Annotated in this window: 15 protein-coding genes and 2 pseudogenes; 3 read left to right on the forward strand and 14 right to left on the reverse strand. The window is 35.4% G+C overall.

All coding sequences use genetic code 11. The features are described 5' to 3' along the window. Nucleotides 1-303: 303 nt before the first annotated feature. Both KW850_RS05895 and KW850_RS05900 read right to left on the reverse strand, forming a co-directional pair. Nucleotides 304-1,485, reverse strand: coding sequence for a methyltransferase domain-containing protein (locus tag KW850_RS05895; protein WP_218346652.1), 1,182 nt, complete (start codon nt 1,483-1,485; stop codon nt 304-306). Between the two features lie 341 nt (nt 1,486-1,826). Then, the gene (locus KW850_RS05900; RefSeq protein ID WP_218346653.1) at nt 1,827-2,714 is read right to left on the reverse strand and encodes a LysR family transcriptional regulator; all 888 of its coding nucleotides are present in this window, start codon (nt 2,712-2,714) and stop codon (nt 1,827-1,829) included. Between the two features lie 127 nt (nt 2,715-2,841). On the opposite strand from KW850_RS05900, the gene KW850_RS05905 reads away from it, so the two are divergent. Further along, nucleotides 2,842-3,579, forward strand: coding sequence for an SDR family NAD(P)-dependent oxidoreductase (locus tag KW850_RS05905; RefSeq protein WP_218346654.1), 738 nt, complete (start codon nt 2,842-2,844; stop codon nt 3,577-3,579). An 84-nt stretch (nt 3,580-3,663) separates the two neighbouring features. Further along, nucleotides 3,664-4,911 carry an MFS transporter gene (locus KW850_RS05910; protein WP_218346655.1) on the forward strand — a complete coding sequence of 416 codons (1,248 nt, stop codon included), beginning with the start codon at nt 3,664-3,666 and terminating at the stop codon, nt 4,909-4,911. A 252-nt stretch (nt 4,912-5,163) separates the two neighbouring features. Here KW850_RS05910 and KW850_RS05915 read toward each other — a convergent pair whose 3' ends face one another. The 12 genes and pseudogenes from KW850_RS05915 to KW850_RS05975 form a co-directional block, all read right to left on the reverse strand. Continuing rightward, nucleotides 5,164-8,922: an AAA domain-containing protein gene (locus tag KW850_RS05915; protein ID WP_218346656.1), complete on the reverse strand. Its 3,759-nt coding sequence runs from the start codon at nt 8,920-8,922 to the stop codon at nt 5,164-5,166. Between the two features lie 1,001 nt (nt 8,923-9,923). Next, nucleotides 9,924-11,753: a DUF7017 domain-containing protein gene (locus tag KW850_RS05920; protein ID WP_218346657.1), complete on the reverse strand. Its 1,830-nt coding sequence runs from the start codon at nt 11,751-11,753 to the stop codon at nt 9,924-9,926. 14 nt (nt 11,754-11,767) lie between these two features. After that, complete coding sequence (locus KW850_RS05925; RefSeq protein ID WP_218346658.1) at nt 11,768-14,614, reverse strand: nuclease-related domain-containing protein; 2,847 nt, start codon at nt 14,612-14,614, stop codon at nt 11,768-11,770. 185 nt (nt 14,615-14,799) lie between these two features. Continuing rightward, nucleotides 14,800-15,444: a hypothetical protein gene (locus tag KW850_RS05930; protein ID WP_218346659.1), complete on the reverse strand. Its 645-nt coding sequence runs from the start codon at nt 15,442-15,444 to the stop codon at nt 14,800-14,802. A 22-nt stretch (nt 15,445-15,466) separates the two neighbouring features. Then, complete coding sequence (locus KW850_RS05935; RefSeq protein ID WP_218346660.1) at nt 15,467-15,754, reverse strand: hypothetical protein; 288 nt, start codon at nt 15,752-15,754, stop codon at nt 15,467-15,469. Between the two features lie 60 nt (nt 15,755-15,814). After that, on the reverse strand, nt 15,815-17,782 hold the full coding sequence (locus KW850_RS05940) for a RecQ family ATP-dependent DNA helicase (RefSeq protein WP_218346661.1): 1,968 nt from the start codon (nt 17,780-17,782) through the stop codon (nt 15,815-15,817). After that, nucleotides 17,773-18,741, reverse strand: coding sequence for a hypothetical protein (locus KW850_RS05945; protein WP_218346662.1), 969 nt, complete (start codon nt 18,739-18,741; stop codon nt 17,773-17,775). Before KW850_RS05945 ends, KW850_RS05940 begins: the two co-directional genes overlap by 10 nt. 157 nt (nt 18,742-18,898) lie before the next feature. Then, nucleotides 18,899-19,117, reverse strand: coding sequence for a YdbC family protein (locus KW850_RS05950; RefSeq protein ID WP_218346663.1), 219 nt, complete (start codon nt 19,115-19,117; stop codon nt 18,899-18,901). Nucleotides 19,118-19,185: 68 nt separating this feature from the next. Beyond that, nucleotides 19,186-19,368, reverse strand: a pseudogene (locus KW850_RS34570) (type I restriction enzyme endonuclease domain-containing protein); the annotation flags it as partial. Nucleotides 19,369-19,837: 469 nt separating this feature from the next. Further along, a complete protein-coding gene (locus KW850_RS05965) occupies nt 19,838-21,118 on the reverse strand; it encodes a TIGR02679 domain-containing protein (RefSeq protein WP_218346665.1) in 1,281 nt (426 codons plus the stop codon). An 18-nt stretch (nt 21,119-21,136) separates the two neighbouring features. Then, complete coding sequence (locus tag KW850_RS05970) at nt 21,137-22,594, reverse strand: SbcC/MukB-like Walker B domain-containing protein (RefSeq protein WP_218346666.1); 1,458 nt, start codon at nt 22,592-22,594, stop codon at nt 21,137-21,139. A gap of 3 nt (nt 22,595-22,597) precedes the next feature. After that, nucleotides 22,598-24,571, reverse strand: a complete 1,974-nt coding sequence (locus KW850_RS05975; protein WP_218346667.1) for a coiled-coil domain-containing protein — start codon at nt 24,569-24,571, stop codon at nt 22,598-22,600. A gap of 106 nt (nt 24,572-24,677) precedes the next feature. On the opposite strand from KW850_RS05975, the pseudogene KW850_RS05980 reads away from it, so the two are divergent. Then, a pseudogene (locus tag KW850_RS05980) lies at nt 24,678-24,923 on the forward strand (IS3 family transposase); the annotation flags it as partial. Nucleotides 24,924-24,940: the final 17 nt, after the last annotated feature.

Consider the following 24,940-nt stretch of genomic DNA (forward strand, 5'->3'; position numbering starts at 1 on the left):
TAAAAAATTTTTTTGCCTTAAAGATTTGTGCTGGGCCCTTTCCATTAATATTCTCTCTTACAGTTTTTATCTTAAAGTCAGGTGTATATGAAATCTGCGTTCTGACACATGGTTAACATTGGGATTACTCCCTAATAACTTATTCATATAATCTTACTCATCTTGATTTTTCCTCCGATTATGTCCTTTTAATTGATTTTAAACAGATTTTAATCCAAGGAATACAAAAAAAACCCGAACAATGGACTTTTTTAAATGTCCATTATTCGGGTTATAGTTAAAATAGCATGGGGATTGTAGCTGCTATTCTGGTCGTTCATCCAAGGTGTGATACCAAACAAGCGGACCAAGGTGACCGAACTCCCCAACCGCCTCCTCCATCAACCGGTGTGCCTCTTCATATGCGTAGGCAGGTAAAATATCCAATTCATGATACCCCATATTTCCATAGTTATAGACAAGCAAAAACCTATCTGTCTCCCAAAGCTCAAGTCGAAACACATGCCAATGGTTCATCACTTTCAATTGAATTCCTGTGAAGAATGTTTTCTCCCCCAGCTGTTGATAAGCAAACTCCGCTGTCCCTCCTTTATAGGACCTACCCTCCTCCAATACAAGTGGGTAACCTTTCGTATATAGTTGTTCCATACCTTTCAAGGTTTCAAGACTGGTTTCCCTTTTTGTCGCCACAATCACAGGAGACAGCCTATCTACTCCTATTTCATGGTATTCGATGGTACCACTGTCATCCCATTGAATATGCAAACCCGCATCCTGAAGCACATTCGCCCACCTTCCGAGATCTGCGGAATTTTTCAATTGTTCGCAAGAGAGATACAATCCATCCTCCGTTAACAAACGATGGACTATTTCTAAATAACAACTGTCACCATAGGTCGGATTCTCCTTCATGTACTCTAGAAGTGACCAATAGTTTGAAATCATAATAGGCCCCATAATCTCATGAAAGGTCCGTGATGAAATGATTAAATCAAAAGAATTCAGGGAAAAGTGTTCAGTTACCTCCATAAAATCCATTTGGTAAAAACTCACGTTATTAAGCCCTTGCAGCATGGCCAACTGCTGTGCACATTGAATTCCATTTCCACACTGTTCAATGCCAACGATCTCCGCATCTGGAAAAATCGAGGCGTACCAACAAGACAGCAACCCATTATCACACCCAATTTCCAAAATCCGCTTCGGCTTTAAATGAGTTTGCTGATTGATCCAGTTGAGAAGGGACTGATGGAAATTCATCGTCCATGATTCTACCGCCAAACTGAAGGCCAGTGTTCGGTTTTTCACTTCATAAAGATTCCCTTTTAGTTTGCGCTCCATAATGGGTTGGAGTTCCTTAGCCAAGAAGGAGTCAACATGGGTTACATGGGTCCAAAAGTCTTCTTTGGTTAAGCAGTTTTTGATACCCAGTGACTTAAAATAGGCAGAGACACTTTGTGACTTTAATTTAGTATTTATTAACATAGTATTATCTCCAGTTTAGGCGTATTTAGTTTGTTTCAACAGGGTCAATACCTATTAGTTGATATTATTATCTGGTACTAATTATAGCATAAAAAAAAGCTTTACTCCTTAGTGAAGTAAAGAAAATGGAAGAAATTTGGAATGCCCAAAAACCCCCCTAAAAATATTCCTATAAATCTTAGAAATATACTTGACTAATCGTAAGAAGAGACCGCCGAAGCGATCTTCATCTTTATCTAATCTGCCCCTATAGTTAAATAGAAATCTTCACAATCCAAAAATATACCTTCTTATTCATGAAAAGCGACCGGTTGTTGAATATCTTAATTAAAATATATTATTTATAGATTTTTATATTCCTGAAAATAGTTAATACAATGCTCAATGAAAGCTTGTGATATTTTTGTCGGATATAAATATTTATGCTTTAATAAACCAATTGTACGTTTAAAATTTCCGTTTTCAATTTTTAGATGCTTGATTTTATCTTCATATAAATTAACCGATGTTTCGGGTGTAAATGCAGCCCCTCGACCATTTTTAACAAGTTGTAATATGGTAGTAGCTTCTTCTACTTCTACTTGATAGAAAGGTGTATATCCTACCGATTTGCAAAATTGGTCAGTAAATTGACGAAAACTGTATTGCTTTCTCAGACCAATAAATGGAAGGTTACCTTCTATTTCTATTAGGTTAATTGTTTGTGCATTTGCTTCTTTGAATGATTTTGGCACAGTTAAATAAATTTCTTCTTCAAATAATGGCACCCACTCAACATTCGAATGATTAATATTCTCTGTTGTAATACACACATCATATTTTCCATACTCAATAAACTGCTGCAGGTTTTCTTTCGATAATGGAACTTGCTGACATCTTACATCGGGATAGTCATTAAAAAATAAATCGATAAGATTGGTAAAAGTATATGGAAGTGTTGTAACGATTGACAAGTTTCCGCCTCCATCCTTTCTTCTCTCATTTAATGAATGCTCTAGATTGGTGACTTCTGAAAAAATCCGCTCTGCTCGTTGAAATAAAAATCTCCCATTATCGTTTAGTGAGATCCTCTTTCCATTACGGAAAAATAGATCCATTTGTAATTCAGATTCTAAGTTAGTTATTGCCTTACTTAAAGCTGGTTGAGAAATTAAAAGTTCCTTAGCAGCAAGCGAAATATTTTCCAATTTTGCTGTTGTATAAAAGTATCTCAATTTTATTAGGTCCATCTCTTCCCTCACTCTATATAACTTATGGTTATATATAAATAGTTTTTTAGTATTTTTCATTATAACTAATTATGTATAAAATGTGAACGTAAACGTTATCAAAAATAAATTTTAGGAGATGTCATAGATGAGATTAAAAGACAAAGTTGCAATTATTACAGGTGCTGCATCTGGTATGGGACAAGGTGAAGCAATCCGCTTTGCTAAAGAAGGCGCAAAGGTGGTTGTGGCTGACTTAAATTTAGAAGGTGCCCAAGCAGTAGCCGAAGAAATTAAAGCATTCGGTGGAGAAGCGATTGCTTTATCGGTAAATGTTATGAAAACTGAAGATATTTTAAACTGCGTCAAAGTAACAGAAGAAACATTTGGTCCAGTTGATGTATTAGTAAATAATGCTGGTGTATTTGACAAATATGCGAAATCTTTAGATACAACGTTAGAACAATGGAATTTCCTATTAAATATTAACTTAACAAGTGTATTTGAATTCTCGAATGCTGTGTTACCAAGCATGATTGAACGTGGTACTGGTTCAATAGTTAATATTGCTTCAGTTGCTGGACTTGTTGCAGGAAAAGGTGGCGCTGCTTATACTGCTACGAAACATGGTGTAATTGGATATACAAAACACTTGTCTTCTGAATATGCTCGCTACGGTATTAAAATTAATGCAATTTGCCCAGGTACAATTGAAACACCTTTAGTTAAAGATGTTTTAGCTGGCATTCCTAAAGATTTAGTACCAACTCGTACATTTGGACAAGTAGATGAGATAGCAGATTTAGCAGTATTTTTAGCATCTGATGAAGCAAAATTCATGAGTGGAGCAATTGTTCCAATTGATGGCGGATTCACTATTCAATAATTATGAAAGACTCTCTTTTACTGATCAAAAATTACAAATAGAGAAGCAGAAGTTCGTGCTTCTCTATTTTTATGAGGTGAACATATGAAAAGGCAAGGAAAAATACATTATGCTTGGTGGATAATGGTAGCAAGTGCCGCTATTTACGCAGCTAGTGTAGGTATTATCGTTAGCTGTGCGCCAATCTTATATCGTGCCGTAGCAGTTGACTTAAAAGTTGGTGTTTCTGAAATTAGTTTATATACATCGTTAATGTATTTAACAATCACTATTTTATTACCTTTTGCAGGGAAAATATTGAACAAGTATGATATACGTTATATTTTAACTGTTGCTGGAATTATTAACGCTTTAGCATTTTGTTTAATGGGTACTTATCATTCAGTTTTCCCATTTTATATTTCGGGAATTGCGTTAGGGATTGGTAGTACATTCTTAATTTACGGATCTATTCCCTTAATCATGAACAACTGGTTTAAAGCAAAAGTTGGTACTTCTTTAGGAATCGCGATGGCATTTATGGGTATCGGTGGTGCAATCTTCGCTCAAATTACAGGTGTCTTGATTGAATCTATTGGTTGGCGTTCAACCTACATCGCATTGGGTGTTATTGTCGCAATATTAATTTTACCATTCACAATTTTTGTTATTCGCTCAAAACCAGAACAACTAAATATGACTCCTTATGGTGCTGCTGAAGTGGATGCTAATGTTACTAATGTAAAAAAAGCACCTGAAACGGGTGTCTTAAAAAGTGTAGCAATAAAATCACCAGCATTTTATCTAGTGCTGTTATTTACGGGATTATTTGGTTTGGCTTCAACAGTTAGCTTCCACGTACCAAACTTTGTACAATCGGTAGGATTTACTGCTGCAATGGCAGCTACAGGAGTAACTTGTATAACGATTGGACAAACAGGTGGTAAATTCTTACTTGGAGCAATTAATGATAAATTCGGTATTAGAGCAGCCCTATTCATTGGGATTGGTGGTGGAATGATTGGTGTAGTTGCATTGCTAATATCTGATTCATTCGGAATTGGTATTCTTTATGCTGGTGCATTACTATTTGGTATTGGGTTCTCTGGATCTACCTTACTTCCTCCAGTAGTAATTCGAGAGGTATTTGGTGGACGTGATTATGCATCAATTTATACAACAATTATGTCAGCTTCTACGTTAGGTGTGGCAATCGGTACAACATTATTCAGTTATCTTTATGATTCAACTGGTTCTTACTATATTGTATTCATTATTGTAATCGCACTCTTTATTATTACTATTTCTTCTAGTCTATTCTCTCTAAACTGGAAGAAAAAATTAAATTACTAAACCTTTAAACACCTACAAAAACCTATAATTTGTAGGTGTTTGTTTATTGCAAAAGGTTCATCGCAAAAAATCGATTCTGCTCCAATACACAATGTAGAACGACCAATAACCCTTAGCACTTATCTGCCAGCCGCAATTAGCTTTATTATCAAAAAATAGGGGATTGGCCCCAAAGTTTCCCATCAAAAAAAGAGAGTGCTAGGTAATCCCACATTAATGGCACTTACCTTGCACTCCGTAAAAATATATTATTTAATTGCTAACTTTCTCTTTAACAGTCTCCTTCTTCAACAATTCCTTCACTTTCTGATCAATTCGCTCAATCTCCGCCGAAGAGTTCTTCCACCAATTTCGACTCCAAATCCGTTCGATGGTCCAGCCTCTGCTTTCTAGGAACCGTTGACGGTAAACGTCTCTTTCCTTCGCATTTGCGGAGCTGTGATACATAGCTCCATCGCACTCAATTCCCAAAATATATCGCGAAGAATCATGCGGGTGTACAATGGCCATGTCAATTCGGTAACCTGACATCCCTACCTGAGTGGTAACCTCATAACCGAGGTTTCGTAGTTGATGATACACTTGCTCTTCAAACGGTGAGTCGAAGTGTAATTCTTTTTCCTGTACATGAGTATTTACATTTTCATTGACTTCTTGGACAACAGCATTGATCTGCTCCACTTGTGAGTTTGAAACAGCCCTTACATATTTTAGATAGGCCCTTAGTAATTTCGGACCTATTTGAGAAGTGTTTGCCACGTTTAGTTCTTCTGGCTCAATACTTGAAACCACCGTGATTCCTTCTTTAGCCCGTGTAACCGCAACGTTCAGACGGTTTTCTCCACCCTTTTGATTCAGCATCCCAAAGCGGTTATACACCTTTCCTTCCTCGTTTTTCGCATAAGCGATCGAGAAGAGGATAATATCCCTTTCATCCCCTTGCACATTTTCAATATTTTTTACGAAGACGCGTTCATCGAGATCCCTGGTCAAAATTTGATTGTACACGGAGCTAAATTCCTCATCTTCACTCACTAGTTTATCAATCTGGTCCTGAATTTTCGATTGCTGCTTGGAGTTAAAAGTGATAATCCCTACGGTTTTTCCAGGCTGATTGATTAATATATCTTTAAGAATATTGACGACTTCAATCGCTTCCACTTCATTGGACTGGTTAACCCATCTTCCTTCGACTTTTTTCCATTTAATCGCTGGTGGATTTTTAAATGGAATCACATTGGGTGCTATTTGTACATGCCCGTTGTAAAATGCATGATTGGAATAATTGATTAACTCTTCATATTTAGAGCGATAGTGCCACTGAAGCAGCCTTTCAGAAAACCTTCTTTTCGCTAAATTTAGCAAACTAATGGAATCATCCGTATCGTATTCTTCCTCCTCATCATCGTCATTAACAAACGAGGACTGAAACAGATTAGATGGTGGCAATTGTTTCTCATCACCCGCAATAATTACTTGTTTAGCCCGGTAAACTGCCGGAATCCCGCTTTCCACCGTACACTGGGAAGCTTCATCAAAAATAACTAAATCAAACAATCCTTCTTGTAATGGAAAAATAGACGATACAATCTCAGGTGAAGCGAGCCACACTGGCATAATATCGACAAGACCATTGCCAGCAAATTCATTAACTAATCTCCGTAGCGGCCAAACTTGCCGCTTCTTACCAACCTGATGTTTCAGCTCTCTTATATTCCTTGAGTGAGTGGTCTGAACGGTATCCACTTTTTTGGTAAGGCTATGCAGTAAAAACTGTGTCCCAACCTTCCTTTTTTCCTCAATAAGACCCGCAAAGGATTCTCTAATTCTTGAAAATTCATTAGTTGAAATTTTCTGGACCTGTGGATGTTTCCTTTCCGTTTGGTCAATCCATTGGACGTAGGCGGAGTTTTTTAATAAGTCCACCCAGTAATCAGAAAGCGTTAATTCGTTCTTCACTGTTTTCTGTTGAAGGAGAAGAAGCACTTTCTTCTCGACCTCCGAACATTGATTCCAGTATACATCCATTAACTGCAGTTCTTCAAAATCACGATGGATGTATTCGACCATTTTATCTAATTCTGTTAACGGAATATCACCTTCTGATATTCTCGTTTTTAAACTGTTTACTTTTGAATCCTGAAGATATTTTTTTAGCTTGTCTACTTCCTCTGCCATTTCTTTTGTCACTTTACCCAACTGATGCATAATTACTAAAGATTTCTTGATCTTAAGCCATTCTGACGAACTTGTTCCTTTAAATTTTTCCCCATCAAGCAATTCTTCAATGATGTTTTTACCAGAAACTGAAGTCCACCACCAAAGTCTTAAACCTTGTAAGGTTCTTTTCGTGCCATCCTCTAAATCGGGATAAATCTTCTCTAACTTATTTTCTATGAGCCACGTGTACGCTGGCGTAATTTTTTCATGATCTAGGGAGTTGAGGTATTCGACCGCTTGTTTCGCTTTATCAACCACATCATTCAATAGCTCGATCGCTTCCAATTTTTCTTTCATATTAAAATTCGCGAATGTTTTTCGCTCTTTAAGTGGGAAATCCTCCTCGCCAAAACGATCATACCATTCCGCATAGGTGTATACTTTTTCAGAGATATCCACTAACAAATCTTTATTTATAGACGACAGTACCTCATGAAGATCAACAATTTGCGTGGTTTCCCCGATTGGCTTCGCTAATCCATACAAATCATATAACCGTAATCCAAAATCTTGGTAACTGTACAAGGCAGAAGCAATACTGTTCAATAACTCTTCTTGTGAGGATAACTTTTTGGAAGTAGAAGATAACTGATTCATCGCATTTTCAAAAGACACCTGATTTTGCTCTAGAACCGCTCCCACTTTTGCATAAAGCTTTTTGCGATCATTCTTTTCATCATGGACAAGTGCAACATGATTACTTAAGCCCAATCCATCCAGACGTTGGTAAACAACATCCAAAGCCGCACGCTTTTGACAAACAACGAGTACTTTCTTCTCCTGCTGAAGCGCATCCGTAATGAGATTGACAATAACTTGAGATTTGCCTGTTCCGGGCGGTCCATGAACAACAATCCCTTTTTTATAACGAGCTTCTTTAATAATCTCTTCTTGTGACCCATCCGCTTGTAATAGATTTAAAATGTCAGGGGTATTATTATTCGCTTTTTCTGTTTCGCTCGGTTCCCCATCAGTCTCAAAATCTTTATCCTGCGGTTCGATTAGTTCCCCAGCTAAGGATAGATCACTTTCTTCTGATCGGACAATGAGTTCCTCATAATCTTTAACAAGCGAAGACCCGCCTTGTGGGAAATTCCCTATTACCGCATTCTCCAACAAAGTTAAACCTGCTTTTTCCGGAACCTCTTCTTTTCTATATTCCTTCAGTTTGCTAATGCCTTTAGGTGTAAATGACACATTCATTTCATGATTTTTTAAAAATTGGAGCCACTCTTGATAGTTATACTTCGTTGCTAGCTCCGCAGCTTGATCAAAAAAATCTTCTGTAAATGTTTGGTTGTTTAGCTTTTTAAATGCTAAGAACAACGTCCGATTGATTTGAGGACCACCTTCATCTATTCTAATCACCCATTTTTGAGCATTCACATTGTTCTTTTCAAGCCTTATCGGATATAAAAATAATGGAGCTTGAAAAAACGTGCCATCAGACAATGTGCCTGACAAAAACGGAAAACCAAGATAAAAATCATGAATACCTGTTTCCTCTTCAATTCCCTTAATATTACGATATAAATCAGTGAGTTTTCTTGAAAGACTCATTGAAAGTTCATTATTAATAGTTGGCTTAAGTAAGATGACATCATTCTTGGTTTGATTGATGATTTGTTCAACTATAGCTGCACTTACCTTTTCTTTAGATAACCTTGAGAGGTTATCCAGATCAGTTAAATCAAAACTCCACTTATTATAAAGCTTCAATAATCGAATCGAACGATTCCGCCGACTAATGTCATTGAGCTTGTCCCTCATATGTATTAATTTGTCTTTCATTACAAGACCTCTTTCCATTGTCCAAATATCCATTAATACTCATTATACTTGTTATATATGATGGGTATTCTTGTTCCAAGAGAATATTATTTTAGATATATCGAAAATCTTATATCAATAAATTGGAAATACATTGAGATATCTTTTATCATTATAAGGATTCGATCCTAACTGGCATCAAGTTTCATCAATTTGGCGGTGCATTTTAATCCATTGGAAACTAATTTCTCACCGATTTTACTATTAACTATGGTCCAATAATACAAAAATGCCAGAACACTCCATAAGGATATGTTCTGGCATTCCAACTGTAGAAAATAATTCGAAAGCATTTGTCTGTTAATTTTATAATTTGCTGCGACTTATAAATTAATTTAAGAACCCCTAGTGAACTCTTCCCTTTCAGGGATTACATAAATACTAAACAAACAAACCTGGCACACAGGTCTCAAGCAGTTTTGAAGTTAGTAGGAAGGTATTATTTCTCTGTATCTTTTGATAACTTAGGTTGTCGAGAATCCTTGATTTTTAGGGATTCTCGAGCAACTTAAGATTGTTTAGTAATTTTTAATTTTTGTTTATGAATTATGGTATGTTACCAAAAGGTGACCATACTACAATTTTTTATTAGAGCAATACCTATAGTTACCGACAATATTTGCAGATTCTATCTTTGAAGGGTCTGCAGATTTTTTTATCAACCATTTAAGCCAAGTGGGAATATAATACCTGTAATAAAAATTTGCTATAGTGTAATTTTATTATATGTTTATATTATATGCATAAATTGCGGGAAATCAACGTTTTGGATGATTAGCTGTAACATCTTTAACGGTGATTTACCGTTTTTTAAGGGGAAGCCGTTATCAAAATGTTAGCATCTCAAAAAATATTCTGTAACAATTGTTTACACACTCCACATAGGGCAAGATGATGTTTAAGTGTCTACGTCTGTGAATACATCTCGAACAGTATTTTTTGCCCTATTAGTATGCTTGTAATTAATCCCAATATTCCGTTTGTTCATTCTTCTCTACAGAAGTTATTTTTTCAACTGTCCAGCCCCATGTGTTTCTCTTCCTGTTGAACCTTCTCTTCTTAATATAACCCACCTTATCATAATCTTGAATTTTGTGTTCCTCAACTAATTTAGGAGAAATATAAACATCATCAACAAACGCAAATGAGTTCGTGTATTCTTTGTCAACATAACCGATGCCAGTTTGAATAAAATTAGCTAAAAAAGTTTCATCCCCTGGTGCAATTTTATAAATTTTAAATAAGTTCGTTCTTTTTTTATCTGCAAACATCCTTACTTTCAAAACTTCATCGGTTTCCCATTTATGATCCTCTTGAATGGAATCGATGTAGAAATATCCTTCTTTTACTTTTGAAAGAGAGCTATCTCCTATGTATGCAAAATTAATTATACCTTTATCTTTGTTTATATTAGTAACAATAATATCGGTAAAAGGAAGCGTTCGATAAAGAATTTCTTCAGCGTTGTCCGCGTATTCTTTTAAAGAATCTCTATTTTCAGTCGACTGCGCTTCAATATACCAAGTTTCTTTTTTCCACTCTCCAAGTTGCTGAGAAATTTTTCCCCATTTGTTCATTCGTGTAGAAATTAATTCATTGAATTCATATTTTGCATTTGAAAACATCTTTTTCCTCACAAGAATAGGGATGATTTTTTCCTGCAATCCAACGATCATATCCGGTTTTGATTTACAAAGTAATCCTGCACATAAGCAATTGAATTTTTCCTCATCATTTACAAGTTCGCTAATTAAATCCCAAACCCAAAAATCCTTGCTTCTCATTCTTGCAAACGCAGTAACTGTTTCTAGAGCCTCATCTTTCCTGTTCACTTTCATCAATAATTTCGCTTTATAATACGGGAGCCATTCAAAAGAAGGATTACTTTGTATTTGAGTATTTAGCACGTCGATAAATGAATTAATCCTTTGTTCCGTTGCCATAGAAATATCCAATGATAACAGTTTTTTCGCATAAAAATTCAGTACATCTTCTGTCAATGACCTAACTTCTACATTCTCGCCTTTATCATTAGTAAAATTAGTCTTTTTATAATCTCCTTTGTCAAACCAACCGAATCCAATAGTGTCCATAAATGTAAGATAGTTTGTATTGTTTAATTTGGTTTGAAGTTCTTTGATAAGTGAACGCGAAGCTGAAGTTTCATTATTAACATAAAACCCTCTGTTCTCAATAAACTTCGCTTCATTCCCACAAAACCTCAACAACTGTGGAAAAACTTTATCAGCAAACTGCTCTCCTTGCATCACAACCCGTCGAATGGACCAAAGTATTGAATTTACTAACGTTTTCTTGAAATCGTTAGTAGTAACACTATTGAAAGGATTGTTATCAAAAGTAATAACTGCATTATTGTTAAGAATCACTAAATTGTGTATATAATTGTCAATGTTCCCTTCAGAAGTCTTCAAATAATCATACATGATCCAGCCAAAAGTGATTACTGCATCCTCATCGTCTTGATTTGCTTTAAGATACGGAAGGAGTGCAATGTATGCCTCTTTTCGCTTCCCTGTTTTCCTCAGTTGCTTTGCTTCTTCAATTGGGTCTGGGTCCAGTTTCCCACCGTTCCGAGCGATTTTCTCAAACAACTTATCTAATTCGGTTAATATTTCAGTTATTTCCGAATACTCCTTTTTAAGTTTTAATTGCTGCACGAAATAATTACGATCGATGCGATTATATGAGTAATCTTGCAACAAATTGAATTTCACAAAGTACTTGGAACAAATTCGGTACAAGTCATCTTTAAAATTTTTGGTTGTGTACATTCTGTTCACTTCCTTTAGTCAAGAACATAGATTTCTTTTATCAATCCAACAATTTCTGAGAAAAGTTCCTTACTTCCATCAATGTAATAGAATTTAGAAATCATGCCATCACCGGTATACCAAAGTTGGATTCGTACGTTATTCTCTTTATTGGAAAAACTTAATATCAAATTCCAATCATGAAAGTCCAAAACCTTCATTTGAATATCATAATTTTCTAAGATAGCAACAAACTCTTGCAAAAACGAGTGCATTACTCCACTTGGAACATCCTTTGAAACTGGTTTTAATAAAGGCAAAATATGTCCAAAATCCTCCTGTTCACCTGACTTTAACCTTGGTATCTTCATTTCTCCTCTGCCGTTATAGTCGAAGAACAATTCAATTTTACGGTCATTCATCTCCAAAGTGACAATCTCTAAATAATTTCTTGGAGCTATATTTGAGATAGTTGCCACACCTGACAATTGGGTTTCCAAATAGTTTTGAAGCTGTTCGGTAGAAGTTTGGTCCCCATTAGAGAGCGATAAAATGATATTACTTTTATTTGGAGCTGTTATGGATGTTGACTCACTAAATTCTGTCTTCAAAAAAGGAGAGATTGGTTTCCAATTGATCAGTTGAACATTATTTAACCCGGTCGATATCCCAGTATAAATCCATTTGAAATATGCCTTATTCGTTTTTCCTCGGTTTTCATCTTGCTGTGTATTAAAAAACACCGTTTCAAAAGAATAAGCCATTGCCTTATTTACTGTCATCGCCCAGCCAAACTTTACTCTCGCTGCATTTAAAAGCTTAAAATATTCGCTTGTTGGCACTTTTAATTTTTTCAGTACCCGATCTCTGTACGCCTTTTCAAAACGAGTCAACTTCCGTTTGTCTTTGGAATCCCTATAAATTTCTTTCCCATCTTTTTTGGATATAATATATAGATCAGGATGTTGTAACATTTCTTGGTATTCCACACTTCTTTCAAAAGGTTCTTTATCAAAAACCTCCTTTTCATAACTCGATAATACGATTTGATAGGCAATAATCTCGTTTGTTTCCAGCTCATTCTTTGTAGCTTTCAAGTAATTATCGAATACAAGAGTTTCAATGATACTTCCATCCTGAAGCTTTATTTGACAAGGGATAAATCGCAATATTACTTTTTCGTCTTTAATGACCACAGTTTTTTCGATTATATGATCATGATCAACAGTGATAACTTCGCCAAAATAACCGTTGTCCACCCTTTTAGGTTCAACAAAAGAAAAAGGTTGTTCATTATTATCAAATGGTGATAAATCATTTTCCACCAATCTTGGTCCATAAGCTTGAATCGTAGTATTAAAAACAATGTAATCCTTTGCCCCTATTTCTCCACCATTTTTAATTAATTGCTTCTTTATCCAGATATTCACTTGATTTGCTTGCTTATTGGAAAATAAAAGAATACTACTGCTGGTTGGATTCAACCAAGCTTCCCTCAATACATTTGTTTTGTCTTCCCTTTCGCAAACGGAAATCTCTTCACTAGAGTATATAAATAACTCATTATATCGGTCTTCCCCTATATTCTTTGAAATCTTATTACAAACTTTAATGATTTCAGAATCCCCGTCATTATCTGGCAACTCTGTTTTCCCGATTTCTGAAAAGATATTTTTAATATCAAGAAGGGCTTTCAAGTATTCTGGATTAAGTGCATTTTCAGTGTTTGACCCATAACTCAGCTTATTTTTATCTCCAATGAAAATAACCTTTCTCTCGGGATTGGACTCCAAATCGATATAATTTAAGACATCATCTAATAAATGCCCTGAACCAAATTGCAGCAAATCTGAATCGAAATTCGAATTAGTAATCAGCTGACTATCATCGATAATATACAAGGCTTTATCTTGATCATGGATTTCATCATGTCCTTTTATTGGAATAGTCTTTTTGTAAAATTCATCTATTGTATCACTATTGAAATCAAATACCGTATTAAATAGTGAATCGACTTCTTCTAGTTCTGGATTGTTCCTCAGCATCTTCCTTCTCAATCGATTAGAGTAAGCAAATACTGGGGCATCTGTAAAACCTAAATCGAAAGCAATTTCCCGAATATCAGGAATTAGCGCTGTTTTGCCACTTCTCGTATTACCTGTTAAGGTCATAATTTTGCTATCAGATATTAGAAATTCCCGAATTTCTTGCAAGGAATTTATATTTTTAGTTCGTTCTTCAACACGCCGTTCGTGAAACTCCGGTTCAAATTGAATATAAAACTGGTATTCATTCGCAACAAACAAAGTCTCTGTAAAAGTTTGTCTCCCCTTATCCGACAAATAATTCATATTCCTATCAGCCATGACATCAAGGATGTCGACAATTTTGTTAAGATAATTGTTAGAATCAACAATTGAAAAACTGACTTGGAACTGGCGGGGTATTCTACCTACGACTTCTATGTTATCGTGAAAACACACTACAGTTGATATAGACTTACGTTCAAAATCGTGCAAACGATATTTAAGTTCATCTATCAGCTTTATTCGCTGCTTGCCAAGTTGACTAAATGGATTCGGAGAGCTTCCTCCTTTAACAGTTACATCACCATTTATCACCCATCTACCAAATCCGAAATTTTCCTCAGATGGAAGTTCTAGTGTCCCGCTATAATCTTTAAAATCAATAATAATAATTTGACTTTCAGTAACCAACAAGCAGTCTATTTGCAAATCTTCTCGCACAATGCACTCCGGCATTCCTAGTAAAATACCATCCCATTGCCTTTGCTCAAAAACTTGTGACAACTCAACCGATATTTTCCTGAAAAATTCATTTTCGTACGATTTTGAGGATTTGCCTTTACGAACCTCTAACATATTATTTTGCCTCCGTGTGCAGTTCATCTCTAAATATTATATCATTTCAGCTGAATTTCTAGTTAATTATCCTTAATCTTAATTCTAAAAACCAATGCAAGTCCTAAGATCCAAGAGAATTATCCTTTTCTCTTAAATTCCAACAATTTGAATATACCTTCGTAATAGGTCCCAAATGATTAATACTATATTTTGTGTTTATATTCTCGGAAAATTTGATAACGCCGTTCTATTTTATTTCCTATTTCCTCCAATCTCCTTTTGTTATCAAAAATGTTATACTTCTTCTCATCATTAAAATTACTACTTATCGCTATATCGAGTTCATCAAATGAATTAATTAAATCAAAGTAACTTTGTGAAGCAGTTTCGTCTTCAAAGGTTCTATACATATTATTTATTTCATTAATTACAAAAGTTCTAAACTTGTATCTATCTTCAACATTACATCTAAATATGGCGGATGAAATGCCGCCAGTAACTTCCTTTACAAACTCCATTATTTTAAGATTTTTTATTAGATCTATAACCTCTTCAAAAGTTTTTCTATCCTCACCATATATATTATTAATTAATTTCTTCACAACAAAAAACTCATACAATTCTTTATGCTTAATCAATAAATTAGATATATCAGCATTTTTAAGAATATCAATTTCTTTTATGCTATCCTTATTATTCTTTATAAACTCTTCCCAGAATCCAATTCTCTCATCATTATCAAGATCCTTTGGAACACACAAAACCCACTTTGTAATATTCTTATTGAATTTCTTTGCTGTTTCTAATCCTTTATTGAAGGAGTTTTGAATTTCTGTTTTGTTTTCCATTAAATCAGTCTTTATAAAAAATTTACATTGATAAAACGATCCAGTTATCATCAATTTCATGAATGATATCTAAACCACCGTCTCCCCTCCGTACACTTACATGAAAAACGTTACCCCCAACTGGCAGTTGTAATGAATAAATATCTTCTTTTGAAGATTTTAATATTTCTCTTTTACAATCACTAAGTTCACTTTTCTCAAATTTAATAATTGAGTTATGTTCTTGAATAATAATTTGCGCACAAATTGTTTCAAATATATACCTTGCTCCATCACCATATAGCCCTTGCAATAAATAGCCTATATCCATAAGTGATTTTAACTCCCTTTTTACTAATTATCTATTTCAAAAGTGCCATTTTTCATATCTCTATAAGAGAAGCCCTTTTATTAACGACTCAACTGATTTTGTCAAAGCAGGATTCTCATACGTAATTATGAGCTGATCAGGAAAATATTGTTGGTAGATTGACTGTTTCTCTAACCAACGTGTATCATAATCATCTTTACCAATCATCCCCAAATGCTCCCAGTAGTACTCTTTTCCATTTACTGCGAGAGTAAAATCAGGAGAGAGACGTTTGTTTCCGCCATAGTATAATTCCTTTTCATACTCATAGAAGATTCCATGTTGGTGCAGCAGGTTTGCTATGATCACTTCTGATTTAGATCGCACAAGATCGCCTTTTGTCGTGGCATAAATTTTGCTTAAAAGGAACTTTGGAACACCTAAGTGACGGCCAATTTCTTGATGCAATTCCCTTGAATTATCACAGTTTTCAAGGATATGTACAAAATAATTCAAGTGAGCGTGCTTGTAGGATTTTTTATCCTTTCCATATTCCTCAAGACGCTGGAGCGTAGGCTCATCTAGCTCTTCTAGGTTGCTTTTTATAACCAGGCACTTCCCAAGGCTCTTATCGACTATTACCTGATTAGTTACAATTGCATTAAAAACAATATCACTAATCTCCTTGGCGGTTTTTTTACTTTTTTTCATCGTTGTAATCATATTTTTTGTTTTTGTCAAAGAGATGAGGTTAGCTAACTCCGTATCCTTCACGTTTGAAAAAACATCAAGGCTGGTAATGCCTTTTGCTACAATCTCAATAACTCCATTGTCTATAAAATACGGTAGACATTTTTGTATATCCTCGTCATCAAAATATGAAAGTGTTTTATAGCCTATTTTGTTGGAGGTTACCTTAGAAAATGCTTCTTTGAGTTCATCCATTGTAGGGAATGATTTATCAATAAAGTGTGATTTTTTTACATCAATATTTTTATTTGAATACAACAAATAAGCATTGGAAGCTTGTTTGTCGCGTGATGCTCTTCCTACTTCTTGATAATATTGAGCAACTGATTCTGGGATCATAAAATGGATGACTACACGAATATCAGGTATATCGATACCCATTCCAAAAGCATTTGTTGCAAACACAACATCTAACTTATTGTTTTTAAAGCGTTCAATTATATCCTGCTTGTCTTTTGAGGACACATCTCCATGAAAGTGTGTTGCTTTAATCCCTCTCTCAATCGCAGCCTTGGCAAGCTCTTCTGTACTGTTCTTGCCTTTTACTCGGTAGATATAAACGAGAGTTTTCTCATTTTGATGAATCGTGAGTAATTTCCATAGTTTTTCTAGCTTTTCATCCTCTTTAATAAACTTAAAAGTCTTTAATTCGATTTCAGTTCGAACAAGCAACTCACTTTTTAATACTGATTCATGTTTAATTTTGAATGAATCACAAATATCCGCCACTTCTTTTCTATTTAAAGTAGCTGATAACCCTAAAACAGTTGGCCACTGAACTCCATAAACATTATTTAAAAAAGTAGGAATATGTTTATAAAACGGGCGGAAACTATGCCCCCATTGAGATACACAGTGAATCTCATCAATAGCGATTAATTTTAATTCATCTTTCCTAGACTTGATGCAAAACTCGAATAACCCATCCGTAGAAATCCGTTCAGGACTTACAAAAATAAAATCAGGGTTCAGTTCGCCCTTATAAAAAGCCTTTAACAATTTCAATTGTTTCCTAGCGTCAATTCCAGCATGTAAAGTCAACACTTTATATCCATGTTCCTCTAGCTTTATTGCTTGTTCATCAATAAGCGCTGTTAAAGGGGAAATCACCAAAGTAATACCTTGTAGACCTAAGCCGGATAACCAATATGTTAAAGACTTACCACCACCAGTTTGCATTATACAAAGTGTATTTTCTTTAGTAAGAACTTGTTGAATGACACTTTCTTGAAATTCAATTAAACTAAATTTTTCAGCTAATTTTGGAAAGCATTGCTTAAACAGATTTTTTACATCCATGAGTATAGTTTATCCTCCGAACTGCTCGAGATAAATTTGATATCGTCTTCATGCTTCTTGGCTATAAAAGCAAAGAATTGATTTACTAACACATAACGATATTCAGCAGGGATATGAACATTATTCTTATCCGCTTCTTTCTTTAATAACAGATAAATTTGGTAAGCATAAAAGCCAAATAATTCATATGGATAGAAATAGTTTTGGTTAGTGAGACTTTTTTCTACGTTAATCATGAGAAACTGGGAACCTTCTTCACATTCAAACGTTTTTTTATTTGTTAGATACCAGAGCGCCCAAATTGCTTCCTTTGAACGATACGGAAAAAATGCGGGGTGTAATTTAAATAAGAAATGGCTCTTAATGCCTCCACCTATAACTCCAAATACAGAATAATCCTCAGTGTCTATTTCCTCGAACTCCAATTCACTTAATGTCTTGATAGAATCATAGTCAAATTCTTCACACTCTTCAGCATAGCTATTTGCAAATGAAGATAAGTTTTGACAAACCGCTAGCAACTCATTCGGGTTTGAAATACCAAACTCATACCGGTACTTATCCAATTCCTTAGCCTTACTGTTTAATGTGACACGGATGATAGGGCAAGCACTTCTTAGTTTTGCTTTAAACCCGGCAGGATTATCTTCATATTCTTCGAGCCATTCTTCATCTAATAAATCAATATACGATTTACGGTCTTTTTCAAATTTTTCAATTCCTTCTGCAATAAGGCTTTTTAGTACATTTGAAGTATTTTTTTTACGAGTTTTTACTACCCCATCACTTCCAAACTTTTCAGCAAGCATATTGATTTGTTGCTCTGATAATGTTGTTCCCCCAGCAGATTGAATAAAGGCATCAAAGTAATCATGGAAATGAGCTTTTATTTCTAATAAAACACGTTCAATATGTTGCTCTTCATAACATTTTTCTTCTATGTTATTTGGGTAGTACATAAAATCCCCCCTAATTGTATATGTATAATTTTACCACACTTTAAACTTCTGAAAATATGGTGATTATTTTTCTTTCTTATTTATTTTAAATGTAAAGAAAAAAGCCTCTCAAAAGTTAAATATAACTCCTGAAAAGCTATTGGAAAAAAATTTAAAATCAATCCAGACGTTTCATTGCTTGTTTCAACTGATCCATTTCCTCTTTGCTTAAAGTAACGCCTTTTCCCATTTTTTCATGGTTCGGGTCCCATTCTCTGATGTCGAATTTTGGTTCACGACCATTCCAGCTGATTAGGTTCAATTCCTTTGTCCAGCCTTTTGCCGATTCAGAAAGGACAGCGATTTTCTCTGTAATTTCAAATTTAATGTCAGCCACGTCCAACACTCCTTTTATTGCAAATTAGCCTTATACTTGATAATCTTCAGGGGATTCTGCCCCTCGACTTATTTACACTTCTTACACAATAACTCCATATTCTTGAAATTTTCTGCCTGTTCCATAACCTTCTCAAACACTTCTTCGTCCCATTCAGGAGGATAGCCATTTTTATAAAGTAAAACAGTTAAGTCCATATTCATTTGACTTTTTATGTCATCACGCGTAGACCAATCCGCAAATTGTGCTTTATCCTTAACAAGATCTTGATTTTATTTGCAAGAACAAGACACTTATCATTGGCATAAGGAAAACCATGGTCGTCCCGTACCTTAACAAGAATATCGTAAAACGCTTTTTCTTCATACGTAATACCTAGTTCCCTCAAAAGATGTTTTATCTGCTTGTAAATCTTTAAATATCTTCAAAAGTTCATTTAAAACCTCCGTAACGGCAAAATTTATCTCTTTTTCCCCTCCTGTTGTTTCAATTCTCTTATATTCCTGCTATAAGCGTTTTGGAAATTGTTTACACTTTTTGTTAGGTTGAGTTCCAAATTTTCTTTTTTTTCAATAAGGGCTGTGTAGGGCTTTACACAGAATTAATTAGACAAGGAAAGTCCTTCATTGTGTTTAATTTCTAATAAACTACCATTTCAATTGCTAGTGCAACATTTTCTCATTTTGAACTTACCCCTTTAGATACCTCACAAGCGACCTTTTATTCATTGTCATGTTCTTTAATATCCGTTATAAATTGCTGTAACAAAGGTTCCTGATACCCTGCCTTTTTCACTTTTTTCATTTCTTCAATTACGGAATTAAACTCGTTAAAACCTTTTTGAATTAACCGTTCCAATGCGATTGAGGAAATGGGGACATTTGAAATGCTGGTCCTGTATTCTTCAAGCCCCATCCTCCAAATTTTGATTTTTTCTTTGTACAGGTTTTTTAAGTGTTTTGCGATAACAATTCCTTTTACATCTAAATCACCTGAATAATATAATGTTGCTCCACCCTTTACGAGCTTGTCCAGTAACAACTTTCCTGACAACTTTAGATTGCCATGTGTACAAACAACAGGGTATACACCCTCTAACTTATCAAGCAAGCTCGAATACACACCGCTATTTTCAAGAATAAACACCTTGTTCCCTGCTACGGGTTTTACTACTTCAACATCTCGGAGCGACCTTAACGATATGTTTTGAACTGTTCCTTCTCTATTTGCCCAATGCCATTGTTGTACTTTATCTACATCACGATAGGCTTCTAAACCATAAACCGTTACGAAACTATGCAAATCATCTTTGTCCAGATACACTTGTGTTAAAAGATTCGTTTCATCTTCCGCCGTAAGACTACTGCGATATTCTCGGTTTTCTTGTTCGCTAATTATCATTTCGATAGCTTGATAGATTCGCTTGTTTTTATCAAAATAATGAGGGTTGCCTGTGATTCGCTCCGAGAAAATCGGCAACCGTTCAAAATCACCATCCTGCGGGAAATGGGAGATTGCTTTTAGGATAACTTCAATGGATGACAAGTCCCCTTCGTTGTACAAGGCTGCGAAAGATGCGGAGCCTTTTTCTTTGTTTCGTATTTTTTCAATCACGAGCGTTGCGTTAGGATGTGGATAGGTTTCCAAAAGATACTGGAAGTAGGCTTCTTTCTTTTGTTGTTCCTCTAACTGCCTATTTTTCTTTGGCGCAATCGGTTCCTTTGTAACCCATTCTATTATTTCCAAAAGATTAAATGATTCAAACTTAGAGCCAATTAATCTTCTTTCAAATTTTGTTAAGTTGATGGTCACAGGACTCGCTTTGATTTTGGTCCCCATCCATGCTTCAATGGCAGCTCTTTCTTCCTCCGTTGGTTTAATTTTAACCGAACCACTTACATTTCCTAGTGATTCGATTTTATTTTTAAAAAGGGAGAAAAGGCGTTGTAACGCCTTTTTCCCAAAGTATTCAATAGCTTCTTGTTTTAATTTGGAATCCATGTGAAACTCCCCTTATGTTTAGGCGATATCAAATAGTGATTCTTGAACAGGGTCTCCGTGCAAATCTCCTTGTTCATCCCCTTCAATCCCCTTTTCAAACAATACTTCCTCATTAAACTCCAACTTCTTGCCGTCCCATCTCCAAGGTTCAGAGAAAACATACTGTTCTACTTTGTCAAAGCTTAATTCGTAGATATTAATCCCTGAAACCGTCGGATAGTCTGCCCATAGTGCCTGCGAGGTTAGGATATAGTTAAATCCTAGACGTTCCATTAAGCTGAACATTTCCGATATGTTCTCTTCATCCACACCAGCAAAGGCTTCATCTAGCGCAATGATATAAGGCGCATCTGGTGATGACGTATTGTATTTGGAATAGGCGGCTGAAAATAGCGGGATGTAAATTGCCATTGCTTTTTCTCCACCACTTAAGATGTTGAGATTCTTTTCATCCAACACTTTTTCCTTACTGCCTTCCAAAGTATACATGATTTTAAATTTGTACCAATCACGGTAATCCAATACCTGTTTTAGTGCTTGTTCTAAATTCTCGGCAGTATCTTCCTTCGACGTGCTTTTCCTATCCAACCGTTCTTTCGCTAGGTTGATTTTACTCATAAAGTGTTTACTCAATGCTTCTATATCGGTATCTCGTAAGGTGCTAAAATCCCGCCCCAGTAAACTGACCAATTGCGAAGTCGTCAGATGGTCCTCAGCATTTCTATCGTTTTTATCGATTGGTTCCCATAGTAATCTGAGTTCAATGGAATTGTTTAATGATTTCATGAACGTATTAATATCGTTTTTCCAATCCACCGCTTTACCGATGAGGTCTTTTATTTTTTCTCCGAGTCCTTGAATCATAACCTTCTTAATCAATGTTTCTTCATCTTGTTTCAAGAAGGAGCGCTGTTGTGTTTCCAAGTCTTGAAGGTAGTCATAAAACTCTTTCGGATTCTTTTTGGAACCATTCACGAGCAAGGTAACCCTTAGTCGTTTTCGGGCATTGTTAATTATGTGTATCCTGTCGGCTTTATCCGGGAACTCCCCAACGGTAATAAGTCGTGTTCCGGATACGATCTCTTGAGAGGATGGAAGGTATCCTTCTAAATCTTTCGACCTGAAATCCAATACAGCGCGATCCATTTCTCTTTGCGCCTCCGTAATATTCGATTCCTTCTGGTACTCTTGAGCCACTTTTTCAAGACTCTTTTCCCATTCGATACGATTGTTTTTCAATTCTAGTCCAAAGACCTCTTCCTGAATATCCAACTGTCTATTTAAGAAAATCAATTCTGTTTCCGCTTTTTCAATCTGTTCTTTGGTAGTTGTTTTCTTTTGCTCAAGGATTGGTTCTTCTTTATTTTTATCTTTTTCCTCTTTTTCTAAATCTTTGATAGCAGTCCGAAGTTTTTCAATTTCCTTCTCTTCCTCTTCGGCACCTGAACTTTTCAATAACGCTTCAATATCTATCAATTTTTACGTTAATATCTGAATTTCTTCATGAAGGACATTGATTTCCCCTTTGAGTGTTAAAACATATTCAGCATTTTCTTCAAAATTTGTTTTGGCGTTATTGTAGTCCTTCTTTTGAACTTGATAATTATTAAAGGATCGCTCCAAGATTTGTACCGATGACTGGTAATCTTTTTCAGATAGTGTTAACAGTTCTTCCACCGTTTCTTTAGTGACAGGTCCTTCTAAGAAATCACTCACTTGGATTTTCGTCAATCGAGCTTCTTGGTAACTTACCGAAAGGTCATCGTGTGCGAGGGTGAGTTTACTCTTTTTTTCAACTAACTCATTTTTTAAGTTGAGTATCTTTTCCTTTTCGCTTCTGTTTGCGTCTAATCGATCAAACTCAGGTCGATTATCGTATTCCTCAATCAGTTGTGTCTTTCTTTCTTCCAATGTATGATTCTTACCATCTAACTCTTCAATTTTTTGATGAAGGTCTTGGATTTGTCCCTTGATTTCTTCTATCTTTCGTTCCCTGTGCCTTCTTCTAGCTTCTTTCCCAATGAATGAGGATTGTGCTTGGCGAACAGCATGTCCTTTTACCAGACCATGTTGATATTCTCCAGTAACCGTCACATATGTTCCTTCTGTAATAGTATCTAGTGAGACACTACAAAGAATGGCAGATATGTCCTCTTCACCTAAGGAACCATTTTCCACTGCCACAGGTTTCAGTACCTCATGCAACGTTCGTGAACCCCTTGGAAGCTCCTGTGCTACTATAACTGAGTCGTTTTCTGTAACACTTGATAAATAACCTTTTGGCACAATTAAGCCGTCCAATAAACCCATATCAAGTAAGGCGGATTCAATTCTTTCTTTCACCATATCAGGTATCTCGGATACAAAATCTACCGCTTCATAAAATGGGACAAAAGGGATGTTTTGATTTACTAGCTTCTTTCGACTTTCGATGGTTTCTGTACGTCTGAAAAATGGCACTACCTCTTTTTCATTTTCCAATTTTTCTTGCTCATCCGTTAATTCTTCAATTCGGTCGTTCTTGAGACTGATTTGGACATTGTTCTTTAAAACTTCTTCTTTCAATGGCTCCAGTAATTCTTCTTTTTGTTTGTAAAGAATTTGTTCTATTTCTTTAGGTGTCATATCCGAAAAATCATAAAGGTTTTCAGCAATGTCAACAATCTCTCCAATCATTGATTGTGGGATAGACATTTCTTCGTTCGCTACAACCCAATTTCGGAGTGCTATTTTGTAGTTGGCTTTAATGGATTCAAACTCTTTTTCTAAGAGGACAAGCGATTTTTCAACTTGTTCCAAGTTCGAGTCCACATCTTTTATTTCATTTTTCTTTTCCCATAGCAATTTGTGAATACGCTCTTCCTCTTTGATTGCTTCCATAACCTCGTCTAAACTATCAATATGACTATCTAGACGAGATAACCAGGTTTCAAAGTACTTTTTATCTCGATTAGGATTTTGCAGATTTTCTCTCGCCATTTTCATATAGGTTTCACCCTCATGAAATTGTACTTCACTAGCGAGACCTTCTAAATCAAGCAAGATATTTTTTATCTCTTTTTCAAGCTTACTCGCAAATTCTACAGCAACATCCATGTCCTTTTTGAATCTGAATCCCTTTTTCTGAAGTGACTCTGCAAGTTCTGCTTTCTTCGTGTGTTCCTCTACTTTCTTCTGTTTTTCTTCTGTCTTCGCTTGTTTTTCATTTCGATAAGACCGAGTGGTAGATGTTTCTAATAAGTCCAGTTTACTCTTTTTAGTGACTAGGGCTACTCCTAATTCTTGCAGACGGTCTTTGACCTTAATAAGGTCTTTGTTTTGTGTGATTAGTTTTTTATCTTGCGCTTCTTTAAATTTTAGCTTTTCCCGATGTTCATTTAGGGCTTGGAGGTATTTGGTTGCTGCATTCCCAATGGTAGCCTCCTGATACTGCTCGTATGCTTCTAACAACAACCTTGATAATTCCAGGGACGTTTGCGTGTTTTTTAATTTGCGGTTGTGATTATCAATATCTTGGATGGTATTAGAAACCATGGAGAAGTCAGATGAAGGTCATGCCCTCCGAAAACGAGGTATTACACAAAGCATGTCCCGCAAAGGAAACTGTTACGATAACGCGGTTATAGAAAATTTCTTTGGCATTATGAAATCGGAATTACTTTACCTAAAAGAATTTGAAAGTGTGGAACACTTTAAACAAGAACTAGAAAAATATATAGAATACTATAATCACAAACGAATCAAGGCAAAATTAAAAGGCATGAGCCCGGTGCAATACCGAGTTCATGCCCAACAAGCTGCCTAACGAAATAACCTGTCTAA

This window comes from Bacillus sp. sid0103 (assembly GCF_019219025.1).

Excerpts from the sequence above, each read along its gene's own strand:
- KW850_RS05895 (WP_218346652.1), bottom strand. The coding sequence starts at position 1,485 with ATGTTAATAAATACTAAATTAAAGTCACAAAGTGTCTCTGCCTATTTT.
- KW850_RS05900 (WP_218346653.1), bottom strand. The coding sequence starts at position 2,714 with ATGGACCTAATAAAATTGAGATACTTTTATACAACAGCAAAATTGGAA.
- KW850_RS05905 (WP_218346654.1), top strand. The coding sequence starts at position 2,842 with ATGAGATTAAAAGACAAAGTTGCAATTATTACAGGTGCTGCATCTGGT.
- KW850_RS05910 (WP_218346655.1), top strand. The coding sequence starts at position 3,664 with ATGAAAAGGCAAGGAAAAATACATTATGCTTGGTGGATAATGGTAGCA.
- KW850_RS05915 (WP_218346656.1), bottom strand. The coding sequence starts at position 8,922 with ATGAAAGACAAATTAATACATATGAGGGACAAGCTCAATGACATTAGT.
- KW850_RS05920 (WP_218346657.1), bottom strand. The coding sequence starts at position 11,753 with ATGTACACAACCAAAAATTTTAAAGATGACTTGTACCGAATTTGTTCC.
- KW850_RS05925 (WP_218346658.1), bottom strand. The coding sequence starts at position 14,614 with ATGTTAGAGGTTCGTAAAGGCAAATCCTCAAAATCGTACGAAAATGAA.
- KW850_RS05930 (WP_218346659.1), bottom strand. The coding sequence starts at position 15,444 with ATGGAAAACAAAACAGAAATTCAAAACTCCTTCAATAAAGGATTAGAA.
- KW850_RS05935 (WP_218346660.1), bottom strand. The coding sequence starts at position 15,754 with ATGGATATAGGCTATTTATTGCAAGGGCTATATGGTGATGGAGCAAGG.
- KW850_RS05940 (WP_218346661.1), bottom strand. The coding sequence starts at position 17,782 with ATGGATGTAAAAAATCTGTTTAAGCAATGCTTTCCAAAATTAGCTGAA.
- KW850_RS05945 (WP_218346662.1), bottom strand. The coding sequence starts at position 18,741 with ATGTACTACCCAAATAACATAGAAGAAAAATGTTATGAAGAGCAACAT.
- KW850_RS05965 (WP_218346665.1), bottom strand. The coding sequence starts at position 21,118 with ATGGATTCCAAATTAAAACAAGAAGCTATTGAATACTTTGGGAAAAAG.